The organism is Egibacteraceae bacterium, from assembly GCA_040905805.1.
GTDB lineage: Bacteria > Actinomycetota > Nitriliruptoria > Euzebyales > Egibacteraceae > DATLGH01.
This window is the reverse complement of the sequence record JBBDQS010000007.1, coordinates 1,651-12,840: the sequence shown is the minus strand read 5'-3', so window position 1 is coordinate 12,840 and position 11,190 is coordinate 1,651. Positions and strand designations below refer to the sequence as shown.

Genomic DNA, 11,190 nt, shown 5'->3' with positions numbered 1-11,190 from the left:
CGCCGGCGCGGGAATCCTGCTCACCGCAGGTCCAGGCACTGCCCGGAGACGGCGGAAATCCTTCTTGCCGGACCGGCCGCCGGACGGGACCGGCTCAGCGCTCGGCGACCGCAGCCACCACGTCGGCCCGGGCGAGCTCGGTCTGGTCCCCGGAGGCCAGGTCGCGGACGGTGACCGTGCCGCGTTCGGCCTCGGCGGGCCCCAGCACCAGCGCCACCCCGGCCCCAGAGCGGTCAGCGGCCTTGAGCTGGGCGCGCAGGGACCGCCCGCCGAAGGCCTGGTCGGCGATGACCCCGCCGCGCCGGAGCTCGGCGACCAGCGCGAAGCCGGCCGCAGCCAAGGCCGGGTCGGCCACGGCGACGAAGGCGGCGACCCGCGACGGCGGTTCGGGCAGCAGCCCGGCCTTGGACAGGGCGAGCACCGTGCGGTCCACGCCGAGCGCCCAGCCGATGCCCGCGAACGGCTCGCCCCAGCCGAGGTCCTGGGCCAGCCCGTCGTAGGCGCCCCCACCACCCACGGCGTTCTGCGCCCCGAGGCCCCCGGCCTGGTACTCGAACGTGGTGCGGGTGTAGTAGTCCAAGCCCCGCACGAGCCGTGCGTCGTGGGTGAGGGGGATGCGCTCGGCCTCCAGCAAGGCGACGACTTCGGCGTGGTGGGCCTTCGCCTCGTCGGAGACGTGATCGGCGAGCAGCGGCGCGCCGGCCATGATCGCGTCCATGCCCGGCGCCTTGGAGTCGAACGCGCGTAGCGGGTTCAGCGCCCGGCGGGCCTCGACCTCCGCCGGCAGGTCCGCGACCCTGTCGAGGTAGGCATTCAGCCGCTCGAGGTACGGGCCGCGATCCGACCGGTCCCCCAGCGTGTTCAGCCGCAGCGTGAGGTCGCGCGCCCCGGCCCGCTGCAAGGCCTCCCAGCCGAGCAGCACCACCTCGGCGTCGAGCGCCGGATCGGTCACGCCCAGCGCCTCGATGCCCACCTGGGTGAACTGGCGCTGCCGTCCGGCCTGGGGCCGCTCCTGGCGGAAGAACTCGCCGGCGTAGCTCCACTTCGCGGGCAGGCCACCCGCGCGGGGCACACCGGCCTGCAGCGCGGCCCGCACCGCGCCGGCGGTGCCCTCCGGGCGCAGCGTCAACGACCGCCCGCCCTTGTCGGTGAAGGTGTACATCTCCTTCTGCACCACGTCGGTGGAGGCGCCCACCCCGCGAGCGAACACCTCGGTGTGCTCGAACACCGGCAGGCGCACCCGCTCGTAGCCGGCCAGGCGCACCGTGTGCAGGAACGCCTGCTCGACGTGGTCGTACGCCGCCGACTCCGGCGGCAGGCGGTCGGGCGCCCCCTTGATGCCCTCGGGGACCCCCATCTACACGAGCTCGCGCAGGAACGGGTTGCCGGTGCGCTCGGCGCCGACGGTGGTCTCCGGGCCGTGTCCCGAGACGATCACCGTGCGGTCCTCCAGCGGCAGCACCACCCGGCTGATCGCGGCCATCTGCTGCTCCCACGACCCGCGCGGGAAGTCGGTGCGGCCGACCGACCCCGCGAAGATCAGGTCACCGGAGACCAGCAGCGGGTCGTCCGCGCCGGTGTCGGTCACCAGGAAGACGCTCGACCCGGGGGTGTGGCCCGGCGTGTGGCGCACGGTGAACCCGATCCCGGCGAAGGACAGGCTCTGCTCGTCGCGCAGCTCGTCGACGACGCCCTCGGGCGGGTCCCAGTCAAGACCGAACTGGGCCTTCAGCGCCCCGGGCGGGAAGTCGCCGAACGCCGCGCCCGGGTCGTCCCACAGGTAGCGGTCGTCGGCGTGCAGCAGCACGGGCACGTCGAGCTCGCGCGCCAGCTCCGGCACGGCCCAGATGTGGTCGATGTGGCCGTGGGTGAGCAGGATGGCCTCGCAGCGCACCCCGCGTGCCGCCAGACGCTCGCGCACCACTGGGGCACCGTCCTGCCCGGGGTCCACGACGACGGCGGTGCCGTGTTCCACGTCGCCCAGGATGTAGCAGTTGGCCTGCCACATGCCCAGGGCGAAGCCTTCGATGAACCGGCTGTCCGCGCCGAGCATCAGGTGGCGCTCGGTGACTTCGCCGCCCGTGGCACGACCCGGTAGGCGTCGTAGGCCCCCTCGACGCGCTTGGTCTGGGCGATGATGTGGTCGAGGTAGCCGATGTCACCGAGCTCGAAGGTGAACCGCAGGTAGGCGACCCGGTCCTTCTGGGTGTGCACCTGGGCGGACAGGATGTTCACGTGGAGGTCGCCCAGCACGGTGGTGATGTCGCGCAGCAGGTGCTTGCGGTCGAGCGCCTCGACCTGGACGGTGACCCGGAAGCTCGCCGACGCCGCGGGGTCCCACCGCACGGCCACGACCCGATCGGGGTCTCGCCGGAGGTCGTCGGCGTTCGGGCAGTCCTCCCGGTGCACAGACACGCCCCGACCGCGGGTGACGAAGCCCAGGATCTCGTCACCGGGCACCGGGGTGCAGCACCGCGCGAGGTTGGCCCAGACGTCCTCGGTGTTCTCCACCACGATCGCCTCCGACGAGCGCGCCGGGATGTGCACCACCGTGGAGGGCGTGAGCTCGTCGGTCTCCTCCTCGTCGGCGATCTGGTTGGACAGGTGCGAGACGACGGAGTCCGCCGAGATGTGCCCGTCCCCGATCGCCCGGTACAGCGCGTCGAGGTCGTGGTGGTTCATCTCCTCGGCGGCGGCTTGCAGCTCGGGCGACCCGAGCATGCGCTTCCAGCCCATCCCCTTCTTGGCGAGCGTCTTCTGCAGCGCGTCGCGGCCCTTCTCGATCGCGTCGACCCGTCGCTCGCGGGAGAACCAGTGCCGGATCTTGCTGCGGGCCCGGGAGGAGCCGACGAACTCGAGCCAGTCGCGGCTCGGTGACGCATCGGGCGACTTCGAGGTCAAGATCTCCACCGTCTCGCCGTTGCGCAGCTCGTACTCGAGGGCGACCAGCCGCCCGTTGACCCGGGCCCCGACGCAGCGGTGACCGACGTCGGTGTGCACGGCGTAGGCGAAGTCAACCGGCGTGGAGCCGCGGGGCAGCGCCTGGACGTCGCCTTGCGGTGTGAAGACGAAGACCTCGTCGGCGTAGAGATCCAGGCGCATGTTGCGCATGAACTCGTCAGAGTCGGCGGTGTCGGACTGCATATCGAGCATCTGGGCGAGCCAATGCGTTTCCGACTCGCGCGACTGCTCCGTCGGCTTGCCGCGACCCTCCTTGTACTTCCAGTGGGCCGCCACCCCCCATTCCGCGGTGCGGTGCATGGCGCGCGTGCGGATCTGCACCTCGATCGGTTTGCCCTCCGGGCCGACGACGGTGGTGTGCAGCGACTGGTAGAGGTTGAACTTCGGCATGGCGATGTAGTCCTTGAACCGTCCCGGGATGGGACGCCACATCGCGTGCAGGGTGCCGAGGGCGGCATAGCAGTCCTTGACCGAGTCGACCATCACGCGGATGCCGACCAGGTCGTAGATCTCGTCGAACTCCTTGCCGCGCACGACCATCTTGTCGTAGATCGAGTAGTAGTGCTTCGGCCGCCCGGTGATCTCCGCGCGGATCTTGACCCCGCGGAGGCGCTCGTCGACGTCGGCGACGACCTGCTGGAGGAAGCGGTCCCGCTGGGGCTGGCGCTCCGACACCATCGCCTTGATCTCGTCGAAGCGCTTGGGGTGCAGCGCGGCGAACGCGAGGTCCTCCAGCTGCCACTTGAAGTTCTGGACCCCGAGCCGGTGGGCCAGCGGCGAGTAGATCGACAGGGTCTCCTCGGCGATGCGCTTCTGCTTCTCCCGCGGCAGGTGGTGGATGGTGCGCATGTTGTGCATGCGGTCCGCCAGCTTGATGAGCAGCACACGGAAGTCGCTGGCCATCGCGATCAGCATCTTGCGCAGGCTCTCCGCCTGCTGCTCCTCGCGGCTGTTCGTCTGGATGCGATCGAGCTTGGTCACCCCGTCGACCAGCGCGGCGGCCTCGTCGCCGAACTCCTGGCCGATGTGGGCCAAGGTCAGGTCGGTGTCCTCGACCACGTCATGCAGGAGGGCGGCGACGATCGTGGCCGTGTCCATGCCCAGCTCCCCGAGCACCTCGGCGACGCCGATGGGGTGGACGATGTAGGGCTCGCCGGACTGGCGCTCCTGGCCCGCGTGCGCGACCTCGGCGTAGCCGTATGCCCGCAGCACCTCCTTGGTGTCCACCTTCGGGGAGTGGCGCTTCAAGGCCAGCATCAACGGCTGGAGGCGATCCGGCACCTGCAGGCCCAGGTCGAACATCGGCAGCCGGGCGAGCACCGCCTTGACGCCGGACTGCCGCGGCCGGGGCGGGACGCCGGCAGGGCGTCCCTCGGCCGGCGCCGCCTGCTCGGTCCCGGCCGCTTCGACCGCCTCGGGAGCAGGATCGACCGCGCCACCGTCGGTGGCGTCGCCCGGGCGCTGGCGCAGCGCCTGCGAGGCGGGTCGGGTGCGGTCACCCTCGTCCGTGGCGAACCCTCCTCCCCTGACCTTATGGGCACTCTACGGTACTGCTCGGAGGTTTCGGACGCAGGTGCGGCGCATATACCGCAACCCCCACCAGGCGCCCGTCAGGAGTCAGCATCCGCAGGGCGGTCGCTGTGCTGAGGGCGCGTCCGGGAGGTTCGCATGACGCCCGGGCGCTGTCGCCGGGCCACGCGACCACCGTGGAAGCGGCCGTCTGGCCGGGCCACACGCCCGGGGCAGCCGCCGGGCCACGCGACCACCGTGGAGACGGCCGTCTGGCCGGGCCACACGCCCCAGGCGGGAGGCGACCGGGGCCGCGATGATGAACCCGCGCGCCTCGATGCCGACGACCTTGTCGATGGTGTCGGGCCCGTGGCCCGCAGCGAGTGCGTCGACCGCGCGGGCGAACGCGGTCGGATCGGCCAGCACTGGCGTGGTGTCCTTGAAGACCACGCCGGGCTGGGGGAAGTCGGGGATGTCGCGGACGAGGTCGGCCAGGGCGGCCGGGTCGCTCCCGACCCGATTGCGATCACCGCTGTCGGCGCCGGCGGTCACGACCGCTTGCGCTTGCCGCCCGGCTTGCGCTCCTTCGCTTTCGGGACGTCGCCGCCGGCGGCGACCGCTGCTGCGGCCTCGCCCCCGCGCCGGGCCAGGATCTTCTCCTTGAGCTCGGCGTAACGGGCCTCACGTTCCTTCAGGAACACCAGCAGGGGCGTGGCCACGAAGATGGACGAGTACGTCCCGACGGCCATCCCGACGAACAGCGCGAGCGCCAGGTCGCTCAGGGTGTCCGCGCCGAGCAGGTTCGCCCCGATGAACAGCAGGCAGCCCACCGGCAGCAGGGAGGTGACGGAGGTGGACAGCGACCGCAGCAGCACCTCGTTGACCGACCGGTTCGCCATCTCGCCGTAGGTCTCCGCCGACGTGGCGTTGATGGCCTTGGACTCGTCGGTGACGCGGTCGAACACCACGACGGTGTCGTACAGCGAGTACCCGAGGATCGTCAGCAGCGCGATCACCGACGCCGGCGAGATGTGGAAGCCCACGAGCGCGTAGATGCCGACGGTGACCACCACGTCGTGCAGGAGGGTGACGAAGGCCGCCAGCGCCATGCGCCACTCGAAGCGCAGGGTGATGTAGATGGTGACGAGCACGAGGAACACAAGCAGGGCCCGCACCATCTGCTCGCTGATCTGGGCGCCCCAGCGGGGACCGACGACGCTGACGTCGATCTCCTGGGTCGGCACGCCGGCGAACTCCGCCAACGCGTCCACGATCTCGGCGCGCGTCTGCGTGTCGTCGGCCAGCGCCTGGGTCGACACGATCGCCCCCTCGCCCCCCTCGACGACCTGGATGGAGAAGTCCTCCTCGACCAGGGGCGCGACCTCGGCGCGCAGCTCGTCGGGGTCCAGGTCGCGCTCCGCGTCGGCGATCGTGTAGGACGCACCGCCGGTGAAGTCGATGCCGAAGTTGAAGCCCCGCAGGAGCACACCGCCGACGCAGACACCCACGACGACGAGGGACACGACCAGCCACCGGCGCGACCGGCCGATGAAGTCGAAGCGCGACTGGTTGGTGAAGAACCGCTTCCACCGTCCGTTGGCCTCCGGCTCGGCCGGCGGCGGCTTCTCCATGGTGTCGGTCATGCGACCTCCCGCTGCGATGCCGGCCGGCTCATACCTTCGCCTTCCGCCGGGGGTCCCTCTTGTCGGCGCCGACGGCGTCGGGGGCGACCTCCTCGGCGCGCAGCCCCACCCACCGGGACTTGGCGAGCCTGGGGTTGCGGGCGATCAGGCCGAACATCGCCCGCGTGAAGGTCCCGAACAGCAGCGTGTCGATGAGCGTGGACAATCCGAGGGTGAACGCGAAGCCACGGACCGGCCCGATCGCGAGGTAGTACAGGACCAGTGCCGCGAGGAAGCTGACGGAGTTGCCGGTCAGGTTCGTCCGCCACGCCTTGCCGAACGCATGCTCGGCCGCGGTGCGCACGGTGCGCCCGGCGCGGATCTCGTCGCGATAGCGCTCGCGGTAGATGATCGAGGAGTCCGCCGCGATGCCGATGGACACGATGATCCCGGCGATGCCCGCGAGCGTCAGCGTGAAGCCGACCCACTCGCCGAGTAGCACGACGGACCCGTAGACCAGCACCCCGAACATCGCCAGCTCGGCGACAGCCGCCACACCGATGCCGCGGTACAGCACGATCAGGTAGACGGCGACCAGCGCCAGGCCGATCAACCCGGCGAGCAGGCCGGCCTGCAGGCTGGCGGTGCCGAGGGTCGGCGAGACGTTCTGCGAGGTGGCGACCTCCAGCTGGATGGGCAGCGCGCCCGCCCGCAGGAGGAGCGCGAGGTCGCGGGCCTCCTCCTCGCCCCCGCCGATGGTGATGGTTGCCTCGCCGCCGGCGATGCCCTGCTCGCAGGCGACCGACTCGCTGACCTGCGGTGCGGAGTCGACGGTGTTGTCCAAGATGATCGCGAACCGCCGCTGCGGCGAGCCGGACGGTTCGCACGCGAGCTCGGCCGTCGACTCCTGGAAGCTGGCGGCGCCCTCGCCGGACAGCGAGAGGTTGACCTGCCACTGCAGGCCCGTTGCCTGGTCGGGGGCGGCCCGGGCGTCGGCGACGTCCGCACCGACGACGGTCGCCGGCCCGAGGTCGTACTTGACCCGCTCGCCGACGGGGATCTCCCCCTGGTCGTCGGGCACCCCCTCCTCGCTTGCGCCCGCCGGGCTCTCGCACAGCACGGTCGGCTCGGCGGGGTCGGCCGGGCCGACCAGGTCGGCCAGGAGGGTGTCGCAGTCGGGGGTCTCGTCGTAGGCGGGGCCGTCGGGGGGGATGATGGTGCGCACGGGCCGGAACTGCAGCTGCGCGGTCCGACCGACGACCTCCTCGGCTTCGGCCTGGTCGGCCGCGCCGGGCAGCTGCACCAGGATGTTCTCCCCCTGGCGGGCGATGTCGGGCTCGGCGACACCGAGCGCGTCGATGCGCTGGCGGATCACCGTGACGGTCTGCTCGAGGACCTCCTCGTCGACCTCCTGGCCGGGCTCGGGCGACAGGGTGATGCTGACGCCGCCCTGCAGGTCGAGGCCCAGGTTGGGTCCGAACCCGAAGCCGAGGATCGCACCCCACATGAGGGCCACCACGGCCAGGAAGGAGCCGAGCACCGCCCAGAGCTTGCCCTTGTTCATGGTCGAGCCCCCAGGGGCCTGCGCGGACGCGGAGTCACGGTCACAGGACCGCCACGTCGTTGACGGTGATCTTGAAGTCGCAGCCGAGGGTACGGCCGGCGCGCCGGCACATGATCATGCGCTCCATGAAGATCTCGAAGTACTCGAGCACATGGCTGATCGACGTGTCGATCGTGAGCTCGAGGGTGAGGGTCCGCTGCGCGGGGTCCACCCGCAGGAACGACGCCTCCACCGCGTAGTTGACCCGGTCGTGGATGTCCATCTCGATGGACGCGTCCTTGCGCACCCTGCTGCGGTGCACATCGGACTTGTCGGCCAGGATAACCGCGGCGGCGGCCGGGCCCACCGCCTCGCCGTACTGCTCCTCGTGGTTGCCGACGGCGGACAGGATCTGCGCCATGTCAGCCGCCGTCGAACCGAGCTCCTTCAACAGGTCGTAGGCCAGCCACGCCGAGCTCTGCCCGTGGTTCGCGCGGCTGACCACGTTGCCGATGTCGTGGAGGTAGCCGGCGGCGGCACCGAGCTCGGCGGTGTGGTGGTCGTGGCCCAGGTGGGTCAGCACGTTGAAGGCGATGTGGCCCACGAGGTTGGCGTGGCGGAACCCGTGCTCGGTGAAGCCCTGGGCGCCCAGGAACTCGTCGGCCGCGGCGATGAACGCGCTGGTGCGCTCGTGGGCCTGAATCTGGTCGAGCAGGGGGATGCGACCGCGACCGGGGGCCGCGCGCTCCTCGCCCCCGGACGTGCGGCCGCCCACCGGGACCTCGGTGGGCGGGTGCTCGGGGGACTCGTCGACGGCGCGCTCCATGGAGGCGGAGCCGGACCTAGGCGGGGTCGGTGTCGCCGAGCTCGCCCGCGTCGGCATCGACCAGGCGGCGGCTCACCGCCTGCTTGGCCAGGGTGACGTCGAGGTTCGGGGCGAGCTCCAGGCGAATGGTGTCCTCGTCCAGGGACCGGACCGTGCCGTGCAGGCCACCGATCGTGACGACCTGGTCACCGACGTCCACCGACGTCACGAGCTCGCGGTGCTGGCGCGCGCGCTTCTGCTGCGGACGGATGAGCAGCAGGTAGAAGACCGCGATGATCAGCACGATCGGCAGGATGCCGGCGATGGGATTGCCGGACCCGCCGTCCTGGGCGAGGACTGGCAGGAGCGTCGCAGCGTGCATGGTCTGGGAACCTTCGGGTCGCGTCGGGATTCGCGTCGGTCACAGGGCGCCTGCGGCGCACGAGGAATGGCGGGGCCAGCCCGCCCGGCAAGACTAGCAGCCACTCACCCCTGGAACAGGGTCGGGGCGCGGTCGGGCGTCGGCAGCCCCAGGTGCGCGTACGCCCCGGGCGTGGCCACCCGGCCGCGAGGCGTGCGGCCGAGCAGGCCCTGCTGGATGAGGAAGGGCTCGACGACGTCCTCGACCGTGTCGGGCTCCTCCCCGACGGCCACCGCGAGGGTGGAGCGGCCCACCGGCCCGCCGGCGAAGTTGCGGCAGAGGACCTCCAGGACCCGCCGGTCGAGCTTGTCCAGGCCGCGCTCGTCGACGTCGAACAGCTCCAGCGCGCGGCGGGCGACCGCCCCCGAGACCCGCCCGTCGGCGCGCACCTCGGCGTAGTCACGAACGCGCTTGAGGAGCCGGTTGGCGATGCGCGGCGTGCCGCGGCTGCGCCGGGCGACCTCGGTCGCCCCGTCGGCGTGCACCACCATGTCGAGGATGTCGGCGCTGCGGGCCAGGATGGAGCCCAGATCGGCTTCGTCGTAGAAGTCCAGCCGAGCCGCGAAGCCGAAGCGGTCGCGCAGCGGGCTGGTGATGAGGCCGGTGCGGGTGGTCGCTCCCACGAGCGTGAACGGCGGCAGCGGCAGCCGGATCGCTCGGGCGCCGGGGCCCTTGCCGACCACGATGTCGAGGCAGAAGTCCTCCATCGCCGGGTAGAGGATCTCCTCGACCTGGCGGCCCAACCGGTGGATCTCGTCGACGAACAGCACGTCGCCGGCCTCGAGGTTGGTCAGGATGGCGGCGAGGTCGCCCGGGCGCTCGAGCGCCGGCCCCGACGTGGTGCGCAGGTCGGCGCGCATCTCCGTGGCCACGATCGTGGCCAAGCTGGTCTTGCCGAGACCGGGCGGACCGGAGAAGAGCAGGTGGTCGGGCGGCTCGCCCCGGCGCCTGGCGCCCTCGAGCACGAGCGCGAGCTGCTCCTTGACCTTCCGCTGGCCGACGAAGTCGTCGAGCCGGCGCGGCCGCAGGGAGGCATCCAGCTCGGCGTCGCCGGGCACCTCGGCGGTGGCGAGGATCTCGTCCATCAGGCCCTCCATGACGGTCGCTGCGCGACCGCCACACCCTGCACAGCTGGGAATCGCCCTCGCAGGCTCGGCCGATTCACGTGTCCGTACCTCCATGACGGTCGCTGCGCGACCGCCACACCCTGCACAGCTGGGAATCGCCCTCGCAGGCTCGGCCGATTCACCAGTCAGCCCCTCGCGGCGGTGGCCAGCGAGCGCAGCGCGGTGCGCAGCAGGGTCTCGGCGGTGTCTCCGGCGTCGGCGGGCAGACCCTCCAGGACCTGCTGGGCCTCGGCGGGGGCGTACCCGAGCGCGGCGAGCGCCTGGCGGACCTCGTCGCGGACGCCGTGGCCCCCGGCGGGCGGCCCGTCGATCGGGGCGTGCGCGTCCCCGGCGATGGAGCCGAGCTTCTCGCGAAGCTCCAGGATCATGCGCTGCGCCCCCTTCTTGCCGATGCCCGGCACCACGGTGAGCGCCGCGACGTCCTCGGTGACCACCGCCCGGCGCAGCCCGTCGGTGCCGAGGGTGCCGATCGCGGTGAGGGCCAGCTTGGGGCCGACACCGGTGACCCCGAGCAGCGTGGTGAACAGCGCCTTGGCCGCCGGGTCGACGAAGCCGTACAGGTCGAGGGCGTCCTCACGAACGACCAGGCTGGTGTGCACGGTGAGCTCGTCGCCGACCTGGCCGGTGTGCGTGCCGGGCGCGACGAAGACCCGGTAGCCCACACCGTGCACGTCGAGGACCACCTCGCCGACGCCCGTGCCCGCGACGATCCCGCGCAGCTGCGCGATCACGGCGTGGTCCCGCGCTTGACGACCTGGGCACCCGGGCCGGCAGCCTGGACCGCGGCAGCCAGTCGAGGGCTCATCCCCCCGTCGCCGCCGGCCGAGGCACCCGCCCGCTGGAGGTGGCACAGCGCCAGGGCCAGCGCGTCCGCGGCGTCGGGTGGCCGCGGCGTGTCGGCCAGCCGCAGCAGCGCCTGCACCATGTAGGCCACCTGCGCCTTGTCGGCGCCCCCGTGTCCGGCGACGGCTGACTTGACCTGGGTGGGGGTGTACTCGCGGACGACTATGCGGGCCTGGGCCGCGGCCAGCAGCACGACCCCGGCGGCTTGCCCGACGCCCATGGCGGTGCGGACGTTGGCGTTGAAGAACACCCGCTCGACGGCGACCGCGTCGGGGCCGGCGTCGGCCACCAGGGCGGCGATCTCGGCGTGCAGGGTGGCCAGGCGCTCGGCGGTCGGTGCGTCGGCGGCCGGGGGGGGG

11 protein-coding genes are annotated in these 11,190 nt (G+C 72.1%); all 11 read right to left on the bottom strand.

The window, feature by feature from the left end; all coding sequences use genetic code 11:
- Positions 1–94: 94 nt before the first annotated feature.
- Positions 95–1,357, bottom strand: a complete 1,263-nt coding sequence (gene hisS / locus WD250_01480; protein ID MEX2618865.1) for a histidine--tRNA ligase — start codon at positions 1,355–1,357, stop codon at positions 95–97.
- A complete protein-coding gene (locus WD250_01475; GenBank protein MEX2618864.1) occupies positions 1,358–2,053 on the bottom strand; it encodes an MBL fold metallo-hydrolase in 696 nt (231 codons plus the stop codon).
- Positions 2,053–4,281, bottom strand: coding sequence for a bifunctional (p)ppGpp synthetase/guanosine-3',5'-bis(diphosphate) 3'-pyrophosphohydrolase (locus WD250_01470; GenBank protein MEX2618863.1), 2,229 nt, complete (start codon positions 4,279–4,281; stop codon positions 2,053–2,055). The genes WD250_01475 and WD250_01470 overlap by 1 nt, the downstream gene beginning before the upstream one ends.
- A 297-nt stretch (positions 4,282–4,578) precedes the next feature.
- Entirely contained in the window at positions 4,579–5,022 is a 444-nt protein-coding gene (locus tag WD250_01465) for a hypothetical protein (protein MEX2618862.1), read from the bottom strand.
- Entirely contained in the window at positions 5,019–6,113 is a 1,095-nt protein-coding gene (gene secF / locus WD250_01460) for a protein translocase subunit SecF (GenBank protein MEX2618861.1), read from the bottom strand. Before secF ends, WD250_01465 begins: the two co-directional genes overlap by 4 nt.
- 28 nt (positions 6,114–6,141) lie before the next feature.
- Positions 6,142–7,656 (bottom strand): protein translocase subunit SecD, encoded by a 1,515-nt coding sequence (secD, locus tag WD250_01455; GenBank protein ID MEX2618860.1) that lies wholly within the window; start codon positions 7,654–7,656, stop codon positions 6,142–6,144.
- A 40-nt stretch (positions 7,657–7,696) separates the two neighbouring features.
- Entirely contained in the window at positions 7,697–8,461 is a 765-nt protein-coding gene (locus tag WD250_01450) for a hypothetical protein (GenBank protein ID MEX2618859.1), read from the bottom strand.
- A 16-nt stretch (positions 8,462–8,477) separates the two neighbouring features.
- Positions 8,478–8,822, bottom strand: coding sequence for a preprotein translocase subunit YajC (gene yajC, locus WD250_01445; GenBank protein ID MEX2618858.1), 345 nt, complete (start codon positions 8,820–8,822; stop codon positions 8,478–8,480).
- Positions 8,823–8,926: 104 nt separating this feature from the next.
- Positions 8,927–9,946 (bottom strand): Holliday junction branch migration DNA helicase RuvB, encoded by a 1,020-nt coding sequence (ruvB, locus tag WD250_01440; GenBank protein ID MEX2618857.1) that lies wholly within the window; start codon positions 9,944–9,946, stop codon positions 8,927–8,929.
- A 167-nt stretch (positions 9,947–10,113) separates the two neighbouring features.
- Complete coding sequence (gene ruvA / locus WD250_01435; protein ID MEX2618856.1) at positions 10,114–10,719, bottom strand: Holliday junction branch migration protein RuvA; 606 nt, start codon at positions 10,717–10,719, stop codon at positions 10,114–10,116.
- The coding region (locus WD250_01430) for a crossover junction endodeoxyribonuclease RuvC (protein MEX2618855.1) at positions 10,716–11,190 on the bottom strand (475 nt) is incomplete at its 5' end. The genes ruvA and WD250_01430, both read right to left, overlap by 4 nt.